At 27.7% G+C, this 24,589-nt stretch carries 21 protein-coding genes, 1 tRNA gene and 1 pseudogene; 15 read left to right on the top strand and 8 right to left on the bottom strand.

What is annotated here, in order from left to right:
- The first annotated feature begins 3 nt into the window (after positions 1–3).
- The 9 genes from AMN81_RS03565 (at position 4) to ligA (ending at position 9,502) form a co-directional block, all read left to right on the top strand.
- Entirely contained in the window at positions 4–1,068 is a 1,065-nt protein-coding gene (locus AMN81_RS03565) for a UDP-N-acetylglucosamine--N-acetylmuramyl-(pentapeptide) pyrophosphoryl-undecaprenol N-acetylglucosamine transferase (protein ID WP_072090746.1), read from the top strand.
- Positions 1,058–2,452 (top strand): UDP-N-acetylmuramate--L-alanine ligase, encoded by a 1,395-nt coding sequence (gene murC / locus AMN81_RS03560; RefSeq protein WP_072090745.1) that lies wholly within the window; start codon positions 1,058–1,060, stop codon positions 2,450–2,452. The genes AMN81_RS03565 and murC overlap by 11 nt, the downstream gene beginning before the upstream one ends.
- A complete protein-coding gene (gene murB, locus AMN81_RS03555; protein ID WP_072090744.1) occupies positions 2,452–3,357 on the top strand; it encodes a UDP-N-acetylmuramate dehydrogenase in 906 nt (301 codons plus the stop codon). Before murC ends, murB begins: the two co-directional genes overlap by 1 nt.
- A 1-nt stretch (position 3,358) precedes the next feature.
- On the top strand, positions 3,359–4,273 hold the full coding sequence (locus AMN81_RS03550) for a D-alanine--D-alanine ligase (RefSeq protein ID WP_072090743.1): 915 nt from the start codon (positions 3,359–3,361) through the stop codon (positions 4,271–4,273).
- Positions 4,254–4,925 (top strand): cell division protein FtsQ/DivIB, encoded by a 672-nt coding sequence (locus tag AMN81_RS03545; RefSeq protein ID WP_072090742.1) that lies wholly within the window; start codon positions 4,254–4,256, stop codon positions 4,923–4,925. Before AMN81_RS03550 ends, AMN81_RS03545 begins: the two co-directional genes overlap by 20 nt.
- Positions 4,918–5,616, top strand: coding sequence for a hypothetical protein (locus AMN81_RS03540; RefSeq protein WP_072090741.1), 699 nt, complete (start codon positions 4,918–4,920; stop codon positions 5,614–5,616). Before AMN81_RS03545 ends, AMN81_RS03540 begins: the two co-directional genes overlap by 8 nt.
- Positions 5,617–5,681: 65 nt before the next feature.
- On the top strand, positions 5,682–6,596 hold the full coding sequence (lpxC, locus tag AMN81_RS03535) for a UDP-3-O-acyl-N-acetylglucosamine deacetylase (RefSeq protein ID WP_256998219.1): 915 nt from the start codon (positions 5,682–5,684) through the stop codon (positions 6,594–6,596).
- Between the two features lie 37 nt (positions 6,597–6,633).
- A complete protein-coding gene (locus AMN81_RS03530) occupies positions 6,634–7,470 on the top strand; it encodes an outer membrane protein assembly factor BamD (protein ID WP_072090740.1) in 837 nt (278 codons plus the stop codon).
- A gap of 1 nt (position 7,471) precedes the next feature.
- On the top strand, positions 7,472–9,502 hold the full coding sequence (gene ligA, locus AMN81_RS03525; protein ID WP_072090739.1) for an NAD-dependent DNA ligase LigA: 2,031 nt from the start codon (positions 7,472–7,474) through the stop codon (positions 9,500–9,502).
- Here ligA and AMN81_RS03520 read toward each other — a convergent pair.
- Together AMN81_RS03520 and AMN81_RS03515 are read right to left on the bottom strand one after the other, a co-directional pair.
- On the bottom strand, positions 9,485–11,179 hold the full coding sequence (locus tag AMN81_RS03520) for an aminopeptidase P family protein (protein WP_072090738.1): 1,695 nt from the start codon (positions 11,177–11,179) through the stop codon (positions 9,485–9,487). The two genes, ligA and AMN81_RS03520, sit on opposite strands and share 18 nt — an antisense overlap.
- Complete coding sequence (locus tag AMN81_RS03515) at positions 11,176–13,212, bottom strand: ATP-dependent helicase (protein ID WP_072090737.1); 2,037 nt, start codon at positions 13,210–13,212, stop codon at positions 11,176–11,178. The genes AMN81_RS03520 and AMN81_RS03515 overlap by 4 nt, the downstream gene beginning before the upstream one ends.
- 34 nt (positions 13,213–13,246) lie before the next feature.
- Here AMN81_RS03515 and AMN81_RS03510 point away from each other — a divergent pair, with 34 nt between their 5' ends.
- Positions 13,247–14,737 (top strand): AsmA family protein, encoded by a 1,491-nt coding sequence (locus AMN81_RS03510; protein WP_072090736.1) that lies wholly within the window; start codon positions 13,247–13,249, stop codon positions 14,735–14,737.
- Here the strand turns inward: AMN81_RS03510 and fumC are convergent.
- On the bottom strand, positions 14,725–16,113 hold the full coding sequence (gene fumC / locus AMN81_RS03505; RefSeq protein WP_072090735.1) for a class II fumarate hydratase: 1,389 nt from the start codon (positions 16,111–16,113) through the stop codon (positions 14,725–14,727). The two genes, AMN81_RS03510 and fumC, sit on opposite strands and share 13 nt — an antisense overlap.
- Positions 16,114–16,180: 67 nt before the next feature.
- Between fumC and AMN81_RS03500 the strand changes: the two genes are divergently transcribed.
- The gene (locus AMN81_RS03500; protein ID WP_072090734.1) at positions 16,181–16,552 is read left to right on the top strand and encodes a pyrophosphohydrolase domain-containing protein; all 372 of its coding nucleotides are present in this window, start codon (positions 16,181–16,183) and stop codon (positions 16,550–16,552) included.
- Here AMN81_RS03500 and nadC read toward each other — a convergent pair.
- Both nadC and nadA read right to left on the bottom strand, forming a co-directional pair.
- Positions 16,549–17,382, bottom strand: a complete 834-nt coding sequence (nadC, locus tag AMN81_RS03495) for a carboxylating nicotinate-nucleotide diphosphorylase (protein WP_072090733.1) — start codon at positions 17,380–17,382, stop codon at positions 16,549–16,551. The two genes, AMN81_RS03500 and nadC, sit on opposite strands and share 4 nt — an antisense overlap.
- Before the next feature lie 4 nt (positions 17,383–17,386).
- Positions 17,387–18,376, bottom strand: coding sequence for a quinolinate synthase NadA (nadA, locus tag AMN81_RS03490; RefSeq protein WP_072090732.1), 990 nt, complete (start codon positions 18,374–18,376; stop codon positions 17,387–17,389).
- Between the two features lie 55 nt (positions 18,377–18,431).
- Between nadA and AMN81_RS03485 the strand changes: the two genes are divergently transcribed.
- Positions 18,432–18,517 (top strand) — tRNA-Leu (locus AMN81_RS03485).
- Positions 18,518–18,710: 193 nt separating this feature from the next.
- Here the strand turns inward: AMN81_RS03485 and AMN81_RS03480 are convergent.
- Complete coding sequence (locus tag AMN81_RS03480) at positions 18,711–19,601, bottom strand: CAF17-like 4Fe-4S cluster assembly/insertion protein YgfZ (RefSeq protein WP_072090731.1); 891 nt, start codon at positions 19,599–19,601, stop codon at positions 18,711–18,713.
- A gap of 43 nt (positions 19,602–19,644) precedes the next feature.
- On the opposite strand from AMN81_RS03480, the gene AMN81_RS03475 reads away from it, so the two are divergent.
- Complete coding sequence (locus tag AMN81_RS03475; protein ID WP_072090730.1) at positions 19,645–20,952, top strand: dihydroorotase; 1,308 nt, start codon at positions 19,645–19,647, stop codon at positions 20,950–20,952.
- Here the strand turns inward: AMN81_RS03475 and AMN81_RS03470 are convergent.
- The gene (locus AMN81_RS03470; protein WP_072090729.1) at positions 20,945–21,277 is read right to left on the bottom strand and encodes a DMT family transporter; all 333 of its coding nucleotides are present in this window, start codon (positions 21,275–21,277) and stop codon (positions 20,945–20,947) included. The two genes, AMN81_RS03475 and AMN81_RS03470, sit on opposite strands and share 8 nt — an antisense overlap.
- Positions 21,270–23,195, bottom strand: coding sequence for a propionyl-CoA synthetase (locus tag AMN81_RS03465; protein WP_306452593.1), 1,926 nt, complete (start codon positions 23,193–23,195; stop codon positions 21,270–21,272). The genes AMN81_RS03470 and AMN81_RS03465 overlap by 8 nt, the downstream gene beginning before the upstream one ends.
- A gap of 188 nt (positions 23,196–23,383) precedes the next feature.
- On the opposite strand from AMN81_RS03465, the gene AMN81_RS03460 reads away from it, so the two are divergent.
- Entirely contained in the window at positions 23,384–24,151 is a 768-nt protein-coding gene (locus tag AMN81_RS03460; protein WP_023854907.1) for a bacteriorhodopsin-like, read from the top strand.
- A gap of 104 nt (positions 24,152–24,255) precedes the next feature.
- A pseudogene (locus tag AMN81_RS03455) lies at positions 24,256–24,589 on the top strand (fatty acid desaturase); the annotation flags it as partial.

Genomic DNA, 24,589 nt, shown 5'->3' with positions numbered 1-24,589 from the left:
TAAATGACAAAAAAAGTTTTAATTTCTACAGGTGGATCTGGAGGTCATGTGATACCAGCAATTACAATTTATAATCATTTAAAGCATACACATGAAACCTTGATTTCTACCGATATAAGAGGCCTTACATATTTAGATAAGGATTACAAAGTATTTGTAATCAACACCCCAAAATTAAATAATTACTTTCTACTTCCTTTTTCATTTTTAAAAATATTTTTTCTAACTGTTAAATCTTTTTTTATTTTAAAAAAAAATAATATTTCAATTTTAATTTCTACAGGTGGCTATATGTCTTTGCCAATATGTTTAGCAGCAAAAATATTGGGAATTAATATTTTTTTAATTGAACCAAATATGGTTCTTGGAAGAGCAAATAAATTTTTTTTAAATTTTTCAAGAAAATTAATATGTTATTCAAAGAATTTAATTAATTTACCATCTGGAATTAATCACAAATTAACTACTGTAAAACCTTTGATACGAAAAGAATATTACGAAATCAGCACGCATCAAAAATCTGATAATTTATTTACGATTATAATTATAGGAGGAAGTCAGGGTGCAAAAATTTTTGATGAACTTTTAAATAAATCTTTTGTTAGTTTATCAAAACAAGCATCTATAAAAATTATCCATCAAACAAGCGAGAAAAATATCAATTTTTTAAAAAATTTTTATTCTCAAAATAATATTGAAAGTAGAGTTTTCAGTTTTGATCACAATCTTAAAGAGGTTTTAAAACAAGGAGACTTATGTATAACAAGAGCTGGAGCATCTAGTTTAGCTGAACTATCCTTTTTAAATATTCCATTTATAGCAATACCACTTCCGTCATCAAAAGATAATCATCAGTATGAAAATGCAAAATATTATGAGGAACAGGATTGTTGCTGGATAATTGATCAAAAAAGTTTTGATAGTCAAAAATTTGAGAAATTTTTACTAAAATTGACAAATAAAAGTCAGGATTACATGACAAAAAAAAATAATTTACAGAAATTAAATTATCAAAATACATGGAATAATGTTAATCAAAAAATACTGAAAATTATTAATGAAAATTAAATTAGCAAAATCAGAACTGATACATTTCGTTGGAATAGGTGGAATAGGTATGAGTGGCTTAGCATTAATAATGAAGGGTAAAGGTTTTAAAGTTCAAGGTAGCGATATTTCAAATAATAAAAATATTGAAAGATTGAGAAAAGAAAAAATAAAAATTTTTATTGGACATAAGAAACAAAATATAAATAAGGGAACTATACTAGTTATATCTTCAGCTATTAAAAAAAATAATCCTGAGGTTGCTGCAGCAAAAAAAAAACAATTACCCATTTATAAAAGAGGAGAGATGCTAGCCAATATTGTTTCTTTAACGAAAAATATTGTAGTAGTTGGATCACACGGTAAAACCACAACAACATCTTTGATAGCATCTATATTTCAAGAAACAAATATTGATCCTACAATAATCAATGGTGGAGTAATAAATTCAATTAATAATTCCGCAAAGCTTGGGAAAAGTGAATGGTCTATTTTAGAGGCAGATGAGTCAGATGGAAGTTTTATCTTTATACCCCCAACATATTCAATCATCACTAATATAGATCGAGAGCACATGGATTATTATGGCACTATGGACAAATTAAATAAATATTTTGAAAATTTTGTAAATAAGGTTCCTTCATTTGGAAAATCATTTATTTGTTTAGATGACAAAAATAATAAAAATTTAATTAAAAATCTCAAAAATAAAAACTTCTATACATATGGTTTGGATCCCAAATCAAATTTTTGTATTAAAAATATAAAACAATTTAAAGAATTCTCCGAGTTTGACTTAAATATAAAATTACCTAATAAAAAAAATCAATTAATTAAAAAATTCAAAATTCCTTTATTAGGAACTCATAACATTAAAAATTCCGTAGCTGCAGCAGCATTAGCGTTGACTTTAGGTTTACCAATAAAAAATATTAAAAAAGGACTTACAAATTTTAAAGGGGTTCAAAGGAGATTTAATAAAATTTTCAGTTTTAATAATGTAGATTTTTATGATGATTATGCTCACCATCCTACAGAAATCACAGAAGTGCTAGATGGTGTAAAAAATGTTTATAAAGATTATGAAAAAATATGTATTTTTCAACCACATAGAGTATCAAGATTAAAAGATTTAAAAAAAGAATTTACCTTTGCTTTTAAAAATGCAGATAAAGTTATTTTGTTTCCAATTTATACCGCTGGAGAAAAATTAAAGCTTGGATTTAGTTATACAAATTTTGCTAAAGAAATAATTAAAAACTCAAAAGTGCAGCTATTTTTAGTAGATGATAGATTCCAATTAGCAAAATTTATTAAAGCAAACATTTATGGAAAAAAAATTGTTATAGGAATGGGTGCTGGGACTATTTCAAGTTGGATGAGAGAATTGCCTAAATTATTATAATGAAAATTGATTTAAAAGAGTTGGTTTCGGAATTTAATTTTAATTTGAAGCTTGATTATGATCTAAAAAAAAAAAACTGGTTTAACATAGGGGGCAAAACTAAAGCTTTCTATAAGGCTGATAATTTAAAAGAATTAATTAAATTTCTTAAAAAAATTCAAGATAAAGAAAAAATATTTATATTAGGAGCTGGTTCTAATACACTCATATCTGACAACAAATTTGATGGAGTTGTAATCAAACTTACTCAAAATTTTAATCATATTTCTTTACATTCTGAACAAATTATAGTGGCTGGTAGTGCGGTTACAGATAAAACATTATCTGAATTTGCAATGGAAAATAGTTTAGGTGGTTTTGAATTTCTCTCTTGCATACCTGGTACAGTAGGTGGAGGTATTAAAATGAATGCAGGTTGTTTTCAAAGAGAGTTCAAGGATATTCTTACTTCTGTTCAAGCAGTAAATAAATCAGGTCAGGTAATAACTATACCTGCAGAAGATATTAATTTTAAATATAGAGACAGTGGATTATCTGAAGATCTCATTTTTTTAAGTGCATCATTTAAAGGTTTTAAAAAAGAAAAAAAAGCTATCAAAAATGAAATACAGTTACTTAAACAAAAAAAAGATGTAGCACAACCAACAAAAATTAAGACTAGTGGTAGTACTTTTAAAAATCCTATAGATCAATCTGAAAAAAAAGTTTGGCAACTAATAAAAGAGTCAGTGCCATTAGAAACATCTTTTGGAGATGCATCAATTTCTGAAAAACACTGTAATTTTTTTGTAAATAAAGGTAATGCTAAGTTTGAAGATATGAAAAAATTAATAGAATTTGTTTCTGAGGGTGTATTTAAAAAAACTGGGGTTAAATTAGAAACAGAAATAAAAATATTAGAATAAATTGAAAAAAAAAATACTTATACTATCTGGCGGCATTTCGAAGGAGAGGTTAATTAGTCTTGATACAGGACGTCAAGTTGCTAAGGAATTAAAAAACAATGGTTACAAAGTAAAAATTTCTGAACCAGATAATAATTTAGAAAAAAATATTAAAATATTTAAACCGAGTGTAATTTTTAATGCATTACATGGTCAATTTGGTGAGGATGGTTATATTCAAACTATTCTAGAGAGGTTTAAAATTCCCTATACACATTCAGGAGTTATTTCATCAGCAATAGCTATGGACAAAGAGATCTCAAAAAAAATATTTATTAAAAATAATATAAATACACCAAAATTTTTTACATATTCTTACGATATTAAAAATAAAGATTTAATAAAAAAAATAAAAAAAAAATTTAAATTTCCAGTAGTAGTAAAGCCTATAAATGAGGGTTCTAGTGTTAACGTGTATATTTGTAATGAAAAAAATATAATTAAAATTCTTAACTCAATAAAACAATATAAAAAAGTTATGATTGAGGAATTTATTGGTGGAAGGGAAATACAAGTTGCAATAATGGGAAATAAAAAACTAGGAGCAATAGAACTAAAACCAAAAAGAAAATTTTATGATTATCAAGCAAAATATAATTCTAGTGCAAAAACTAAACATATAATTCCAGTTGATTTACCTAAAGGTAAAATGAATACGGTTATGAATATGGCATACAAAGCTCATAGAGCAATTGGTTGTCAGGGGGTTACAAGATCTGATTTTAAATTTTTTAACGATAAATTTTACCTTTTAGAAATAAATACTCAACCAGGTATGACTAAACTTTCACTTGTTCCAGAAATTGCAGCATTTAGAGGAATTAGTTTTTTAGATTTAATCGAGTGGATTATGCAGGATGCATCAAAGAAAAAGTAAAAAGTTATTAATTTATTTTTTTTTATTAATATTAATAAGTTCAACTAATAATATTTCATTAAACAATTTAGAATTTCAAAAAGTTAAAAATATTGAAGTTTCAGGATTAAGCGAAATAGAAAATAGTCTTATAATTGAAAAAATAAAAAATCTTAACTTAAATAATATCTTTTTTATTAATAAAAAAGAAATCAATGATTTAATGAATTCAAATCCACTGATTGAAAAATATCAAATTTTTAAAAGTTACCCATCTGCTATAAAGATTATGATTAAAAAAACAAGTTTTATAGCTAAAATAAATTTCAATAATGAAACATTTGTAATTGGTTCAAATGGAAAATTAATACCTAATAATTTGCAAGCAACTGATTTACCTTATATTTTTGGCAAACCACAGATTCAAGAATTTTTAATTTTTAAAAAAATTGTAGATAAATCTAAATTTTCATTTGAGGAAATCGAGAGTTTGTTTTTTTTTCCATCTAAAAGATGGGACATTAAACTAAAAAATAATATTTTATTAAAATTACCTCATCATTCAACCATAGCTTCTTTAGATTATGCTTATGAATTTTTAGAAGATAATAATATTGGAAAATTTACCATAATTGATATTAGAATAGATAATCAAATTATATTGAATGAATGAAATTTTTGAGTTTGAAACCTATTTAAGTATTTCCCAAACTAAATTTGGAATTTATTTATTTGATACTAAAAGTAGGAACAACTTGTATGGTAAAGAAATAAATTTTGAAAAAACAAATTTTATAAACTATTCTGATCTTAAAAAATTTCTTGATGACAATGTATTTAGAATAGAAAAATTATTAGGAAAATTTGTTGAGAATATTTTTATTATCATTGATTATGCAAGTATCTTAAATATCCAAATAGGAATTAAACAAAAAAATTATGAACCTTCAAAAACTAAGACTTTCTTACAAAGTTCTATAACTAACGCTAAAGACCTATTCAAAGAAAATTATCCAGATGAAAAAATAATGCATATTATAATAAAAAGTTATTTGATTGATGGTAAAAAATATTCTTATTTGCAAGATAATTTAGAGTGTGAGCATTTTAATTTAGAGGTTCAATTTAAATCTATCTCAAATGAAATTATACAGAATTTAAATAAAGTATTAAAAAATTATCAAATAAATATCACCAAGTGTGTGGATGGAAATTATGTTAAAAATTTTTTTAAAAATGACATAGAAATATCAAAAATGACTTTTGATATTTTGAATGGTTCTAATGAAAATGAGGTCATGTTTGTCCAAAAAAATACAAAAAAATTGGGTTTTTTTGAAAAATTTTTCAACTTATTTGGGTAAGTATTTGTAGCTTGTTGTAATATAACTTGTTTTTTAAGGCTCTCAATTTTTGGTACATTATTATCATGCTATACCAAAAAACTGTAAATAGAGAAGTAATTATCGATGGTGTTGGTTTGCATAGTGGTAAAAATGTGCAAATGCGAATTTTACCTGGTTTACCAAATTCAGGAATTCAATTTAAAAGAATAGACATAACAAATAACAATATAGTAATTCCAAGTGTATTTAATGTAACAAATGCTACTTTATGCACAACAATATCTAATGAGCATGGAGTTAAAATTTCTACTATAGAACATTTAATGGCAGCACTGTTTGGTCTTGGTATTGATAATGCACTTATAGAAATTGATAACAGCGAAATACCAATCTTAGATGGTTCATCAAAGATATTTATTGAAAAAATAAAAAGTTCGGGAATAAAAGAAAGTAATATTCCAATAAAGATAATTTCAATTAATAAAAAAATTTCTATTGAAAATGATAACAAGTTTATTTCGATCGAACCAAGCAAAACAAATTTATTAATTGATTTTGAGATTAAATATAAAAACAGCTTAATTGGAACTCAAAGAAATCTAGTAGATGTTTATAATTCCAATTTATCTGATATTTATGAGTCTAGAACTTTTTGTTTATATGAAGATGTCAAAAAACTACAAAGCATGGGTTTTGCGCTTGGAGGAAGTTTAGATAATGCAATTGTAGTAAAAGATAACGAGGTTCTTAACAATAGTGGATTAAGAAATGAAAAAGAATTTGTTAATCATAAAATTTTAGACTGTATTGGTGATTTATTTTTATCAGGTTATAAAGTTGTGGGAAAAATAGTTTGCTCACAAGGAGGCCATAAATTAACAAATGATCTTTTGAGAAAAGTTTATGAAGATAAGAGTAATTTTTCATTACATGAAATTAAGGAAAAAACACTGTCAAATACTTTAATAGACAAAGTATCTCTTAGATCAATCGCATAAAACTTTAGAAAATCATTAATTTCTGTTAAGTAAAAGTATGAAAAAGCTATTACTGATATTTTTATTATTTGGATCTTTATTCTTAAACAACTGCACAAAAAATGAAAAAATTGAAATTATTAAAATTCAAGAAGATAAAATTGAAGATCAAATGATAAGAGCTTACCAAGAAGGAATGACTGCTTTTGAAAATAGGCTATATTTTGATGCAGCAAAAAAATTTAACGAAGCAGAAATTCTATTTCCCCAATCTGAGTGGGCACCAAGGTCAGCGCTGATGGCAGCATATGCATATTATTATGATGACTATAATAATAGAGCAATTTCAGAACTTATAAATTTTTTTAAAAAATACCCTGATCACCCAAACACACCTTATGCTAATTATTTACTTGCAATGTCTTATTACAATACAATCGTTGATGAAAAAAAAGATTTAGAACCCTTAAAAAATTCAAAAAAACAATTTGAATATATTGTTGAAAATTATCCTAATACAGAATTTTCATTAGATTCAAAATTTAAATTAGATCTTATTAATGAAATGATCGCTTCAAAAGAAATGTATATTGCAAGACATTATATACAAAAAGAAAAATGGATACCGGCAATAAATAGATTAAAATTTATTGTAACAGAATATGATAATACAGTATTTATTGAAGAAGCACTTCATAGATTAGTAGAAATTTATTACAAAATTGGTCTTGAAGATGAGTCTAGAAAATATGCGGTATTACTGGGCTATAATTATCCAGAGGGTGAATGGTATAAAAATACATATAAAGTTCATAAAAAGGAATACAAAATTGAAGATATTAAAAATGAAAATAAAAAATCAACGTTAAAAAAATTAAAATCTCTATTAGATTGAGATGAATAAGAAAGAAATTCAGAAAAAGTATAAAGAAAAAATTAAATTATTTAATAAATTAAATAAATTTTATTACGACAAAAGTGACCCGATAGCATCTGATCAAGAGTACGACGTTCTTAAAAAAGAGATTTTATTATTAGAAACTAACCATAAATTTCTTAAATCTAATAACTCACCAACTAATACTGTAGGGTATAAACCATCAAAAAATTTTAAAAAAGTGTTACATAGAGCACCAATGCTTTCGCTCGCAAATGCATTTTCAGAGGAGGATTTGATAAATTTTGAAAAAAAAATATTAAATTTTCTATCTCAAAAAAAGAACTTTGAAATTTTTTACAGTGCAGAACCCAAAATTGATGGAATTTCAGCCTCTTTGACATATTCAAGTGGAAAACTTATTAGAGGCTTGTCTAGAGGAGATGGAAAAGAAGGTGAAGATATAACTGAAAATCTTAAAACAATAGGTGATATTCCAAAAGAGATTTTTTCAAAAGATTTTCCACTAGAAATTGATATTAGAGGAGAAGTATTTATACAAAAGAGTGATTTTAAAGATATAAGGCAAAATTTTGCGAATCCAAGAAATGCAGCCTCAGGTTCTTTAAGACAAAAAAATCCCGAAGATACAAAAAAAATACCTCTTAAATTTATTGCATATACATTTGGTTTTGAAAAAGGGTTAAATGTAAGCAATCAATTTGAATATCTTGAAAAATTGAGTGAATGGGGATTTAAAACAAATCCACTCAATAAATTAATATCAGGTATAAAAAATTTAATTTTAAACTATCAAGATATTGAAAAACAAAGAGCAAATCTAGATTTTGATATAGATGGAATTGTTTATAAAATAAATGATTTTAATCTTCAAAAGAGATTAGGAAATGTTGCAAATGCACCAAGGTGGGCAATTGCTCATAAGTTTTCATCAAACAAAGGTTCTTCTAAGATTTTAGATATCGATATTCAAATAGGGAGAACAGGCGCTTTAACACCGGTCGCTAAGATTCAACCAATTAATATAGGTGGTGTTTTGGTATCAAATGCAACTTTACATAATGAAGATGAAATAATTAGAAAAGACATTAGAATAGGAGATATAGTAACTGTTGAAAGAGCGGGAGATGTCATACCACACATTTTATCTGTTGATACTAATAAAAGACCAAAAAATAGTTCCAAATTTGTTTTTCCAAATAAATGTCCTTCTTGTGGATCAAAAACAATAAAAGAATTTAATGAGGTTACTAAAAAAATTGATGCAGTAAGAAGATGTTCAAGTGAAGGCTATTTTTGTGATAAAATTACAATTGAAAAATTAAAACATTTTGTATCTAAAGAAGCTTTTAATATAGACGGGCTTGGAAAAAAAATAATAGAAGGTTTTTGGAAATTAAACTTAATAAGTTTTCCACAAGATATATTTAGGTTAGATTATAATAAAATTGAAACACTAGAAGGATGGGGGAAACTTTCAGTAGAAAATTTAAAGTATTCTATAAATCAAAAAAAAACCATCTCTCTAGAAAGATTTATATTTTCATTAGGTATTAGACATATTGGATTAGAGAATGCAAAATTACTTTCAAAGTATTTTGTATCTTTCTCTAATTTTCAAAATTTATCTAAAAAATATAATTATGATGATTTATTAAATATTGATGGGATAGGTGAAACACAAGTAAGCTCTATCAGAAGTTTTTTTTCAAACGAATTAAATATTAAGGTATTAAATGAATTAGGAAAAATTTTAGTAATAACAAATTCTGCTGCAAAACAAAAGAATGGACTATTAAAAAATAAATCCTTTTTAGTCACAGGCAAACTAAGTGGTATCAGTAGAGCCGAAATTAAATCATTAATAGAGGAAAATTCAGGATCTACACTTAGTAGTGTTTCAAATAAATTAAATTATTTAATTACAGGAGAAAAACCAACTAAAAGAAAAGTAGAAAGTGCTAAACAGCTGAAAATTAAAATTATAAATCAAGATCAATTTTTGAAGATGTTAAAGAAAACCAGCTAACCATTTTCTCTCATCTCTATTTAAGTATTTTGATATTTTTGAATAAACGTTGAGATGATATTTAAAAAGATAATTTTTTTCAGATGAAGTTAGCAATTTAAAGTTAATCAAATCTTTCTCAATTGGTACCATTGTTAAGTTTTCAAAAAATAATTTTCCATTTTTTTTATTTACATAAACTAAATTTTCAATCCGTATTCCAAATTTTCCTTCCTTATAATAACCTGGCTCATTACTAAGAATCATGCCTTGCTTTATTTTAACTTTATTTATTTTTGTTATTGATTGTGGACCTTCATGAACATTGAGAAAAAAACCAACACCATGCCCTGTTCCATGTGCATAATCTAAATTACTCGCTTTTAAAAATTTTCTTGCTCTGCTATCAATTTTTTTGCCAATATTATCTTTATTTATATTCGTGGTAGCAACTGCAATATGACCTTTTAGAACTTTTGTATAAATATTTTTTATATTTTGGTTTTGATCTGAAAAACAAATTGTCCTAGTTACATCGGTTGTACCATATTTATATTGTCCACCAGAATCGCATAAAAAAATATCACTTTTATTTATAATTTTACAATTGTGTTTATTTGCCCTGTAATGAACGATAGCACCATTTTTTCCAGACCCTGCAATTGTATCAAAACTAGGATAAAGAAAACTTTTGTGAATTTTTCTAAAACTCTCTAGTTTTTCTGCTGCTTGAACTTCAGTAATTCTTTTCTTATTAATTTTTTTTATCCAGTAAATAAATTTTGTTAGCGCTACACCATCTAAAATGTGCGCTTCCATCATATTTTTAATTTCATTTTTATTTTTAACTGCTTTCAGAAAATAAGTAGGATCTTCTCTATCAACAATTTTAAATTTTGATTTAATTAAATTCTCATAAAAAATAGAACAAGATTTATCATCAATTATAAAATTCTTTCCCTTAAGTTTTGCTATTTTTTCTGAAAATTTGTTTATATCCAAAAATTGATTTCTTTTTATAACTTTTCTATTTATTAATTTCTTACATTTTACTAGTTTACTTATTAGTAATATTTTTTTTGACTTACTTATTATTAATCTTGAATTTGGAATTGGACTATTTGGACCATCTCCACCTCTAATATTTAATATCCAAGCAACATTTTCTGGTGCACTTATAAAAATATAGTCTGATTTATTTTTTTTTAAATATTTTGATATTTTATTAATTTTAGAGCTTGTATTTTCACCAACTATAGTTTTATTTAATGAAAAAAAAGGTATTACTAAATTATCTCTTTGTAGTTTGATTTCATCAATTAAATTTTTTTCGATAAATTTGACTTTATTGTGTTTTAAAAAATAATTTTTAATTTGAGAATTTGTAAATAACTTTGGATCTATACCAAGTGTAAGATTTTTAAACAAACTACAATTTATTAATTTTTCAAATCCATAAATTTTAAAATTTTTTCCACTCTCAATTTGACTTTGGATTGTATATCTTCCATCGGTAAACAAATAATTTTTATTTTTAAAAATTATGGCTAAACCAGCAGATCCGCTAAATTTTGAGATTACCTCTAATCGATTTAATTTTGAATATTCAGTAAAATAATCATCATTTTTTGGAATTACATATCCATCAATTTCATATTTTTTAAATTTACTTCTTAAAATTTTTATATAATTTCTCATTTAATTCTCTTTTGATATCTTATCCAGCCAGGACTTCTTGTACCTTCCTCAATTTCAAAATCTTGGTTAAAATCAAAATCATCATCATTATTAATTTCCTCATCAAAAAAGGAGTTTTTTTCTAAATGTTTTTCCGGAAGTTCATCAACAAATCTTGAAGCCATACTATCAATCCAATCTCCTTGATAAAATCTATTCATTGAAAATGAAATTATAGCTTTTTTCTTTGCTCTTGTAATTCCTACATATGCTAACCGTCTTTCTTCCTCAAGGCCATTTTGACCCTTTTCTTCGATAGATTTTTGGTGCGGAAACAACCCTTCCTCCCATCCAGGTAAAAAGACGACATCAAACTCTAAACCTTTTGCGGCGTGCATAGTCATCATGTTAATTTTTTCGCCATCCCATTCTTGATCTACAGACGTTGCTAAAGAAACGTGTTCTAAAAAACTTTCTAGATTATCAAATTCTTTCATTGCACTTAATAACTCTTTAATATTCTCTAATCTATTTTCATTATCCAAGTCTTTTTTATTTTTGAGCATTGCTGAATATCCTGATTCATCCAAAACAATTTGTAATAATTTTATATGACTTGATTTTTTTACAATTAAATCCTTTCTCCACTTCATCAAAGAATTGATAAATAAACTAAGACCAATTTTAGCCTTTGGTTTAATTAAATTTTGTTCAAGCATTTTTATTGATGCTCTTTCTAAATTTAAATTATTTTCTTTAGCAAATTCATGAATATTTTTTAAAGTACTATCACCTATCGATCTCTTAGGGTTATTCACTATTCTTTCAAAAGCTAAGTCATCTTTTTCTTGATGAATTAATCTTAAGTATGCAATACAATCTTTAATTTCAGCTCTTTCGTAAAATTTTGTACCACCCAATATTCTATAAGGCATACCAATTTTAAGAAATCTTTCCTCAAATTCACGTGTTTGAAAAATAGCTCTAACTAAAATTGCAATATTGTTATATGAGAACTTTTTTTTGATTTTTTTTTCAATTTCATCAGAAATCCCTATTGCTTCATCTTTACCATTTTTAAAACAGTTTAATTGTACTGGATCACCTTCTTCCATTGTAGTAATCAATGTTTTTCCAACTCTATTCTGATTATTAGAAATAAGGTCTGAGGCCACAGATAAAATATTCTGAGAAGATCTATAATTTTGCTCTAATCTTATTACTTTTGTATTTTTATAAACTTGATCAAATTCTAAAAAATTTTTTATTTCCGCACCCCTCCAACTATAAATCGATTGATCATCATCCCCTACACAGCAAATATTTTTATTTTTTTCTGAAAGGAGATTAAGCCATTTACTTTGAATAAAATTTGTATCTTGATATTCATCGACAAGAATATATTTAAAATTTTTTAAATATATTTCTCTAATGTCTGAATTGAATTCCAAAATTTTTACAGCATGCAATATAAGATCACCAAAGTCACAAGAGTTAAGGTCTGTTAATTTTTGTTGATAAATTTTATAGAGTGGAAGAATTGTTTTTTCATAAAGATCTTTTTTATTTATTATTACTTCATTTGGATAAAATCCTTTATTTTTCCAACGATCAATTATTGCCAATATATACCTTGGAGACAATTGTTTGATGTCAATATTTTCAGCCTTACAAATATTTTTAATAAGTCTAATCTGATCATCTGTATCAATAATAGTGAAATTGGAATTTAGATTTGCAGCAGATGCATGTTTTCGCAATATTTTCGCACAAATAGAATGAAATGTGCCTAACCATGAAAGTCCGACTGCAGAAGAGCCAAGTAACTTACTCACTCTATTTTGCATTTCTTTGGCAGCTTTGTTTGTAAACGTGACAGCTAAAATCTGATTGGGAAAAGCCTTCTTTTTTTCTATTATATTTGCAATTCTGGAAGTCAAAACTTTAGTTTTGCCAGATCCAGCTCCTGCAACAATTAAGAGTGGTCCCTCAAGGTATAATACGGCTTCTTTTTGAGCTTCATTTAAATTATTTAAATAATCTCTGTTTATCATTTAAAATAATACTTTATAAGCTTTGTTGGTTGCTATGCGTAAAACAAATTTTTTTGTAAAATATTTAAATAACATAAGTAAATTAATTAATAATCTTTTAGAAAAAAATTTAAACAAGATAAATTTTAAAAATCTTAGTTATTTATTTAAAAACAATAAAATAATTTTAACTTTTGTCGCACTTTTTGTTATATTCATATCTTACTTACTATTACCTACTTTTTACAAACAGTCAGATGTTTCAAAAGTATTAAACACAGAGCTTCAGAAAAAATTAGACCTTAATTTTATATTTTCAAAAAAAATAAAATATAATTTATTTCCAATACCCCATTTTACAACAACTGCCAAAATTATTAATGACGAACAAACTGAAATTTCCAAAATTAAAAATTTAAAAATTTTTGTTTCCTTGGATAACTTTTTTTCATTTAAAAATATTCAAATCAAAGATTTAGTTATTGAAAATGCAAATTTTAATTTAAATAAAAAAAATTATAATTTTTTTCTAAATCTTTTAAATAAAAATTTCAAAGATGGAAATTTAATTATTAAGAAAAGTAATGTTTTTTTTCGAAATACAGAGGATGAAGTTTTGTTAATTAACAAAATCTTAAAATTGAAATATTTTTATGAGCCCAAGGAATTTAAAAATATTTTTTATTTAGATAACGAAATTTTTAATATTCCATTTTCAATAGAAACTTTTTTTAATGAAGATAAAAGTAAAATTTTTTCTGAAATAAATATTGATATAATGAAACTTAAAATTAAAAATGAGTTAAACCTTGATAAGGATGTAAGAATAGGAAAATCTGAATTTAACATAAATAAAATCAAACATTTCGCAGATTATAAAATTGAAAAAAATTATTTAAATTTTCAAATCTCAGATAAAGCAGATCAACCAAATAAAAAATATGATGGAAAATTTAATTTTAAACCTTTTTATGCAAGTTTAGAAGGTGAAGCAGCTGAAATAAACCTAAGTTATATTTTTGGTAATAATGCTATTATTTCAGAGCTTTTGAAAACAGAAATATTCAATAACAAAAATATAGATTTCAAATTAAATATAAATGCAGATCGTGTTTACGGTAATTCAAATTTTAGAAACATAAATTTAAAATCTAAAATTAAAGATGGTCTGATTGATACAGATAAGACAAGATTTGAGTGGAGGGACTTTGCAACATTTGAATTATTAGAAAGCTTAATTTTTGTAAGAGATGGAGAATTGGTTTTAGATGGAAAACTAAAGATAAATATTAATAACTATAATGAAATTTATAAGTTTCTATTAACACCAAAAAATTACAGAAATGAAATAAATAAAATTGATTTAAATTTTACTTATAATTTTGATCAAAAAATAGCTGAATTAAAAGATATTAAAGTTGATAACAAAATTGATCTAAATATTAATAAGATTTTAAATAATGTAATTTTAAAAAAAGATAATTTACAAAATAAAATTTATTTTAAAAACTTACTAAACGATGCAATTAAGAGTTATGCAGGATAGATCATTTTTTTAGGATCTACTATCTTATTGTAATCTTTTTCATTTATTAATCCTGTTTTTAAAGTTTCGTGCTTGAGAGTGGTATTATTTTTTAATGCGGTTTTCGCAATTCTAGCAGAGTTATCATATCCAATATGAGGAGCTAGTGCAGTTACCAACATCAGAGAATTATCTAAATGTTCTTTAATTTTCTTTTTATTAGCTTTTATTCCTTTAACGCAATAAAGAGCAAAATTTTTTGTGCTGTCGGCAATTAAATCGATTGATTGTAAAATGTTATGAGCAATTAAAGGCTTAAAAACATTTAATTCAAAATGCCCGTGTGATCCTGCCATAGTTATTCCGTTATGGTTTCCGATTACTTTTACACAAACCATGGTCACTGCCTCACATTGTGTAGGGTTTACTTTCCCTGGCATTATTGAGGACCCTGGTTCGTTTTCTGGTAGAACTAATTCTCCGTAACCAGCTCTAGGACCTGAGCCTAAAAACCTAATATCATTTGAAATTTTCATTAAAGCTACAGCACAGGTATTAAGAGCACCAGAAAAATTAACAATTGAATCATGAGCAGCAAGCTCTGCAAATTTATTTGGTGCTGGTTTAAATTTTATTTTAGAGAATTTAGCAATTTCTTTTACAATTTTTTTATCAAAATTTTTTTTTGAATTTATTCCAGTACCCACTGCCGTACCACCTTGTGCAAGAAATAATATTTCTTTTAACGCATACTCTATTCTCTCAATACTTTTTTTTACCTGAAAGTGATATCCTGAAAATTCTTGTCCAAGAGATAGTGGAGTAGCATCTTGTAAATGAGTTCTCCCAATTTTAACTATGTTTTTAAATTCATTAGATTTTCTTTTTAGTTCCTTTTCTAAAATTTTTAAGCTTGGTAGCATTTTAGAAATAGTTTCTTTAGCTACAGATATGTGCATTGCAGTTGGAAAAACATCATTTGTAGATTGAGATTTGTTTACATGATCATTTGGATGAACAGGTTTTTTAGTACCTTTTTTACCACTTAAAATTTCTATAGCTCTGTTTGCAATAACTTCATTTACATTCATATTTGTTTGTGTACCTGAACCTGTTTGCCAAACTTTTAAAGGAAAATTTTCGTCTAATTTGCCTTTGATTACCTCATCTGATGCTTTGATTATTGCTTTAGAAATTTTACCATCAATTAATTTATCTCTAGCATGTACTATAGCAGCTGATCTTTTAATGATTGCTATCGATTTAATGATTGAAATATTTACTAAAATTTTTCCAATATTAAAAAATTTATTGGATCTCTGAGTAGATGCTCCCCAATATTTATCATTTGGGACATCTATGCTTCCAATACTGTCAAATTCTTTTCTTAATTTCATTGATTAATTTTTAAGTAACAAATAATTATTAACATACAATAATCTTTTAAAAATATACAGGAGCATTATGTCGAATTTTAGCAAAGTTGGTACTTTCATGAAAACTTTTGGTCAGGAAGTAAAAACAAAACCATCATTTAGCAATGATAAAATAAATAAATTAAGAATAGATCTAATAAAAGAGGAATTAGAGGAACTTACAGAAGCTATGAATAATAAGGACTTATTGGAAGTAGCTGATGCGCTAACAGACATATTATATGTAACTTATGGAGCAGGGCACGCCTTTGGAATTGATTTGGATAAATGTTTTGATGAGGTCCAAAATTCAAATATGAGTAAGTTAGATGAAAATGGAAAACCAATTTACAATGAGTCTGGAAAAGTCATGAAAGGTCCTAACTATTTTAAGCCAGATCTATCAAAGTTTGTGAATTAAATTTCTAACTTAAAGTCAATTGCAGGAGCGCTGTGTGTAATACTGCCAACAGAAATTCTGTTAACTCCAGTAGACGCAATGGCTTTGACAGTTTTTAATGTAACATTTCCTGAAGCTTCAGTTTCATATAACTTTCTAGCAATTTTAACACCATGTTTTATATTTTTAACACTCATGTTGTCGAGCAGAACAGTATTAAATTTAAGACCTAATATTGATTTAAGTTGTTTAATTGAGTCAACCTCAACCGTAATTTTTTTTCCTTTTTTATTTTTTATTGCCTTTAAGACTAAAGTTTTTAAATCTGAACTAGCAATATGATTATCTTTAATTAAATACTCATCACTTAAATTGAATCTATGATTTGTGCCACCTCCTAATTTAACAGCATATTTTTGGATTACTCTTAAATTAGGAATTGTTTTTCTTGTGCAACAAATTTTAGTTTTTTTTCCTGCTAATTTAACAAACTCATTTGTTTTAGTTGCTATTCCAGAAATATGAGATAAAAAATTTAAAGCTACCCTTTCAGCGATTAGAATATTTTTTGCATTACCTTTAATTAAAGCTACTAAATTTCTTTCATTAACTTTAGAACCATCTTTTTTCTTAATAATGAATTTTATTTTATCATCAATTAATGCAAAAGTTTGTTTAGCAAATAATAATCCTCCAACAATTGCTTTTTGATTTGCAATTAATTTAACTGCTACAATTTTATCACCTTTAATTAAACTTGAAGTGATATCTCCTGAAGGGTAAAGATCTTCGTTTAATGCTAGCTTGACAGTGCTTTTGATAAATTCTTTGCTAAGTTTTATTTTTGACACTTATTTATCTGCCAATAGCTGCCATTCTCTCTACAGATATTCTGGCTTTATCAATTGTTTCTTTGTCCATAATTATTTCACCAGTTTCCTTCTCTAGACAATCTAATATTTTTGGAAGTGTAATTTTTTTCATATGAGGACACATGTTACATGGCTTAACAAAATCTACATTTGGATTTTCTATCTGGATATTGTCACTCATTGAGCACTCAGTAACCATCATTACTTTTTTTGGTTGATTATCTTTTACATATTTGATCATTCCAGATGTTGATCCTGCAAAATCACTTGCTTCAATTACATCAGGAGGACATTCTGGATGTGCAATAATTTTAATTCCTGGATTATTTTTTCTTATATACTCTATTTCTTTTTTATTAAATTGATCATGGACAATACAAATTCCTTTCCAAGAAATAATTTCAACATCAGTTTGAGAAGCTACATATTTAGCCAAGTAATCATCAGGTAAAAATATTACTCTTTTTACCCCAAGTGATTTAACTATTTTAACTGCATTTGCTGATGTGCAACAAACATCTGTTTCAGCCTTAACTTCTGCTGACGTATTAACATAAGACACAACAGGAACGCCTGGGTATTTCTCTTTTAATAGCCTAACATCTTTTCCAGTAATTGATGATGATAAAGAACAACCAGCATCCATATCTGGTAGAATAACTTTTTTGTTAGGACTCATTAATTTTGCGGTCTCTGCCATAAAATGAACTCCAGCCATTAAAATAATATCAGCCGAAGTTTTTGAAGCTTCAATTGCCAATGCTAAAGAGTCTGCAGAAAAATCTGCTACACCATGATAAATTTCTGGTGTTTGATAGTTATGAGCAAGAATTACAGCATTCTTTTCTTTTTTTAATTTATTGATTTCATGAATATACGGAGCATGAACTGACCATTCAATTTCAGGCATAACCTTAGAAATTTTTTGATAAATAGGATCTGTCGCTTTACGCACTTCTTGTGTAAATTCCATGAGGATTTTTACCAATTTGAATCATGATTGTCATTCATTTATTATGGGACATATCGCGGTCGTGCTGAAATTGGTAGACAGGCACGGTTGAGGGCCGTGTGGACCTAGTCCATGAGAGTTCGAGTCTCTCCGACCGCACCAAAATGAATTTTATATAGGAGTTTTTGATGGATAAGTTAATTTCAGTAATATTTATGGTTGGGGTTTTGCTTTTAGTATTACCAAGTTTTTTACAATCAAATTCTCAATTCAAACAATTTCTTAAAAATCTCAGTATTTGGATTATTATAGTTTTAATAATTTTAATGGTTGTTTATTTAATTAAATAAGAAAATTAGTTTTTTATCCAATCCGGTTTATTAATATTTATTGAAGCTTCTTTAGTTTTAAAATTTGCTGTTTCATCAAAGTTTTCGTTTAAGTATTTAATTAATGCAAAAGGGTAGTCGCTATCAATTAAAACCTTACCTATTTCTATTTCATTATTATAAATACTTTCACCTTCGTGCAGTTTTCCATTAACTACATTTATTGGAAATAATCTTTTTGAAAGCTTGTTCTTTAATTTAATTCTTGCTGTATTTTCTTGGCCAACATAACAGCCTTTTTTGAAATCAATTCCATTTAATTCCTCAAAATTACATTCAATACCAAACAATTTGTCTTTCAATTTATTTAAATCTTTTGGAACTATTCCAAGGCTATGACTTAATGAATAATATTCTTTAAGGTTTGCATCGTGAAGATCTAGCTTTTTTAAAGATAAATAAAGTTTTTCTAAATTAATAATTAATCTAGCACCCAAATCCTTATTTCTTGGATCTAAAAATATTGGATCTTCTCTATATTTAATTGTGTATCCAGGTTGATCTTTTGCTTCATCAAAAGTTAAGAATTTTTCATGAGAAAATGCTGCTACAACAAATTCATTGCTTAAATTTAGAATTTCAACTTTTGATCTTAGCTTATATAGTGATAATTGTTTGAATAACTCTTCTGCCTGAGGTTTTTCACAATCCAAAAGATATCCAGACTTATGTTTTACGATTATAAATTCATATAAAAATTTACCTTGAGGTGTAAGTAATGAACTAAAACAACTATTTACATCGCTTACTTTGTTTATGTCGTTGCTGATGAGATTTTGAAGAAATTCTTTTGCATCTTCTCCATTAATATAAAGAATTGCTCTGTCATCTAAAATATAAACGTTTTTTATATTCATAATTGATTAATTATAGATTGTAATATAATAACAATTTCTCAAAATGTTAGATCTTATAATTAAAAACGGACAATGTTACATCGATGGTGAATTACAAGATGTAGATGTTGCTATAAAAGATGCAAAAATTCATCAGATTGGACAAATTTCAGAAGAAGCAAAAGAGACAATTAATGCAGAAGGCCATGCAGTATTGCCTGGTTGCATAGATACCCAAACACATTTTAGAGAACCAGGATCAACAGATACTGAGGATCTTCATTCAGGAAGTAGAGCAGCAATAGCAGGTGGAATAACTAGTGTATTTGAAATGCCTAACACAAATCCACCAACTTCAAACATGAAAGAATTTCAAAAAAAATTAGATCTTGCTAAAAATAGAATGTATTGCAATTATGCTTTTTATTTTGGAGCAACAGCAGACAATTCGGATGATTTAGCAAGCCTAGAAGGTTTGGAAGGTTGTTGTGGAATTAAACTGTTTGCAGGATCATCAACTGGAAATTTATTAGTGGCTGAAGAGGACGACATAGACAAGGTTTTTCAAAATGCTTCAAAAGTAGTTGCAGTCCATTCTGAAGATGAGGCAATTTTAAATGTAAACAAGAAATTAATAAAAGAGGGTGATGTTCATACGCATCCTGTATGGAGAAGTGCGGAATGTGCAATAGCATCTACAAGAAGAATTGTTCGAATTGCAGAAAAGCACAATAAAAAAGCTCATGTACTTCATATTACTACTAAAGAAGAAATAGATTTCTTATCTCAACACAAAGGAAATATTACATTTGAGATTACTCCCCAGCATTTAACTCTTTATGCGCCAGATTGTTATGACAAGCTTGGAACGTATGCTCAGATGAACCCACCCTTAAGAGATAAATCTCATTATGATAGATTGTGGTATGGAGTACGAAATAATTTCAATGATACGATCGGTTCAGATCATGCTCCACATTTAAAAGAAAATAAAGACAAGGTTTATCCAAATACTCCTTCAGGGATGCCAGGAGTTCAAACTTTAATGCCTGTAATGTTAAATCACATAAATGATGGAAAATTATCTCTTAACCAATTGATGAACTTTGTTTGTGAAAATCCAGTGAGAATTTTTGGAATAAAAAACAAAGGATTTATTAAAGAAGGTTACGATGCAGACTTTACTATAGTTGATATGAATAAAACTATTGAAATTAAAAACGAAAATATTGAAAGCAAATGTAAGTGGTCACCATTTAATGGTTTCAAATTCAAAGGAACACCTACTCATACAATTATTGCAGGAAAAATTAAAATGCAGGATGGAAAAATTTTAGGTGATCCGGATGGAACCCCTTTACAGTTTAGTTAAGCTTACCTGTAAAACTGTTTACTAAAATTATACCTATCACTATTAAGAATAGTCCCATTATTGCTTGCCAAGCCAAAGTTTGTTTAAAAAATATATATCCAAGGATTGCTATAGTAAAAATTCCAAGACCGCTCCATGTTGCATACATAATAGCAATAGGAATCTTATCTGCTACAAAAGTTAAAAGATAGAAAGCACAAAGATAAAAGAATGCAAGAGCAGCTGTTGGAATTAGTTTTGTAAAATTTTGAGTTACAGGTAATAACATTGTACCAGCAACTTCAAAAAATACTGCACCTGCGAGAAATAAATATGTTTTAACCATTGCTTAAAATTTTGTTATTAATCAAATCTTCTTTTATTTCTGTTAAAATTGCTGGATCATCTATTGTTGGAGGAATTTTATATTCAACATTATCTGCAATTTTTCTTATTGTTCCCCGTAAGATTTTTCCTGATCTTGTTTTAGGCAATCTTTTTATAACAATCACTACTTTAAATGCAGCAACTGGGCCTATTTTATCTCTAACCATCTGAACACATTCTTTTGATATAGTATCATTATCTTTATCAACACCAGACTTTAAAACTACTAATCCAATAGGTAGTTGACCTTTTAATTTATCTGCAATTCCAAGTACCGCACATTCAGCAACTGATTGATGTTCAGATAATACTTCTTCAATTGCTCCAGTTGATAACCTGTGACCTGCAACGTTTATAATGTCATCAGTTCTAGACATAATCCAAATATAACCATCATCATCAATGTGACCTGCATCATATGTTTGGTAGTATCCTTCATAATTAGACATATAGTTTTCTTTGTATCTTTGATCTGCATTCCATAATGTTGGAAATGTACCTGGAGGCAAAGGGAGTTTCACAACTATGTCTCCCATCTCATTTGGTTTTGCTAAAGACTGGTCAGGCTTTATGATTTTTACATCATACCCAGGAACAGCTTTGCAGGCTGAGCCATATTTTGTTTCCATCATTTCAATACCAGTGCAATTTGAGCTAATTGCCCAGCTAGTCTCTGTTTGCCACCAATGATCTATCACAGGAACTTTAAGTAAATTCTCAGCCCATTTAATCGTATCTGGATCAGCTCTTTCTCCAGCAAGGAACAGGCTTTCAAAACTACTTAGATCATATTTTGAGAAAAATTTACCTTCAGGGTCTTCTTTCTTTATCGCTCTGAAAGCTGTTGGAGCTGTAAAAAGTGATTTTACTTTATAATCTGAAATGATTTTCCAGAAAGCCCCTGCATCTGGAGTTCCTACAGGCTTACCTTCAAACAAAACTGTGGTGCATCCTTTAAATAATGGAGCATAAACGATATAAGAGTGTCCAACAATCCAACCAATGTCACTTGCAGACCACCAAATATCATCGGTATCTATGTTGTAAATATTTTTCATAGTCCATTTGAGAGCAACAATATGACCTCCAGTGTCTCTCACTATACCTTTAGGGGTTCCGGTTGTTCCTGATGTATACAAAATATAAGCAAACTCATTTGAATTCATCTCTACACAGTCAGCATCTTTAGCATTTGAAATTACTTCCTCCCAGCTGACCTCTGTTGGAGCATTTAATTTAACTTCATGACCAGGTCTTTGAAACAAAATCATCTTTTCAATTTTGTGATTGGCTATTTTTATTGCTTCATCGACAAGAGGTTTGTATTCAACAGTCCTTCCAGGCTCAAAACCGCATGAAGCAGTCACCAATATTTTTGCTTTACTATCATCTATTCTGCTTGCAAGCTCGTTTGAGGCAAAACCACCAAAGACGACAGAGTGTATTGCGCCTATTCTTGCGCAAGCAAGCATAGCAACCACTGCTTCAGGGATCATTGGCATGTAAATGATTACCCGATCACCTTTATTAGCCCCTTGAGCTTTTAATGCCCCTGCAAATTTAGAAACTTTTAACCTTAATTCCTCATAAGTGAACTGACTTTTGTTACCTGTAATAGGACTATCATAGATTAAAGCTGTTTTCTGACCTCTTCCTTGATCGATATGAATGTCCAAAGCGTTATAACATGTGTTTGTGACCCCGTCCTCGAACCATTTATAGAAAGGTGGGTTAGATTTATTCAAAACTTTGGTTGGTTTTTTAAACCAAAAGATATCTTTAGATGCTTCCTGCCAAAATTTTTCAGGATTTTTTATAGAATTTTCGTAAATTTCATTAAACTTAGAGGACATAAAAATTTGATTCGAATTCCTTATTTTTTTTGGTTTTTAACTTATAAATTGTATTTAATTTTAAAAATTAAGTAAAATCAATGCTTATTAGTGACAATTAAGTCTTCATAAAACTAATTTAATTTGCTATTTAACCACAACTTTGGCTTGGGGAAGCTCAAGTCTAGTTTATATAAACTAAAAAATAAAAACTAACGAAGAGGGAGTTTTTTATGAAAAAACTTAAATTGTTTGCTCTTACAGTTGTTGCTCTTATGGGCGTAACTGGTGCAGCAAACGCAGAAACTGTGCTTTTAGCCTCTGATGACTTTGTTGGAATTTCATTCTGGCTAGTTTCAATGGCTTGTTTAGCTGCTACTGTATTCTTTTTCTTAGAAAGAAGTTCGGTTCCAGCTGGATGGAGAGTTTCAATGACTGTTGCTGGTCTAGTTACTGGTATTGCATTCGTACACTACATTTACATGAGAGAAGTATGGATCATGACTGGTGAGTCACCAACAGTTTACAGATATATTGACTGGCTAATTACAGTGCCATTATTGATGCTAGAATTCTATTTTGTTTTAGCAGCAGTAAACAAATCAGACTCAGGAATTTTCTGGAGATTGATGATTGGTACATTAGTAATGCTAGTAGGTGGATACTTAGGAGAAGCTGGATACATCAACGCTACACTTGGTTTCATAATCGGTATGGCTGGTTGGGTATACATCTTGTATGAAGTATTCTCTGGTGAAGCAGGTAAGAGAGCGGCGAAAAGTGGTAACAAATCACTTGTAACTGCTTTTGGTGCAATGAGAATGATCGTTACTGTAGGTTGGGCGATCTACCCATTAGGTTACATTTTTGGTTACCTAACAGGTGGTGTAGATGCTAACTCACTAAACGTGATTTACAACGCAGCTGACTTCTTGAACAAGATCGCTTTCGGTCTGATCATTTGGGCAGCAGCTATGCAACAACCTGGTAGAGCTAAGTAGTTTTACTTAAAATTTAAATTAAGGGCAGGTACATTTTTGTACTTGCCCTTTTTTTTTACCTTTAATAAAATTATGTATAATAACTATACATAATTTTTTTTGCTATGGATGTTAAATTAGAAAAATGGCATAAATGCCAAGTAGATAAAGAAGTCCTTAAAGAACTTTCTAAGAAATCAGATCTAAAAGGACTTCAACATGTTTCAGTTTTCTTTGGACTATTATTGGTAACTGGAATTCTAGCTTATCAAACTTGGGGTACATGGTGGTCGGTGTTTTGGTTTTTAGTTTACGGGAATATTTATTCTTTCTCTAATCCATTATGGCATGAGACTGGTCATAAAACTGCCTTTCAATCAAAATTTTTAAACGAACTTTTTTATTATATCTCCTCTTACATGGCTAACTTTGAACCAACCAGATGGAGATACACCCATT

This window comes from Candidatus Pelagibacter communis (assembly GCF_001179845.1).
In the GTDB taxonomy this organism is placed as follows: domain Bacteria; phylum Pseudomonadota; class Alphaproteobacteria; order Pelagibacterales; family Pelagibacteraceae; genus Pelagibacter; species Pelagibacter ubique_Q.
The sequence above is the reverse complement of the archived record's forward strand: the minus strand, read 5'-3'. Positions and strand labels throughout refer to the sequence as shown.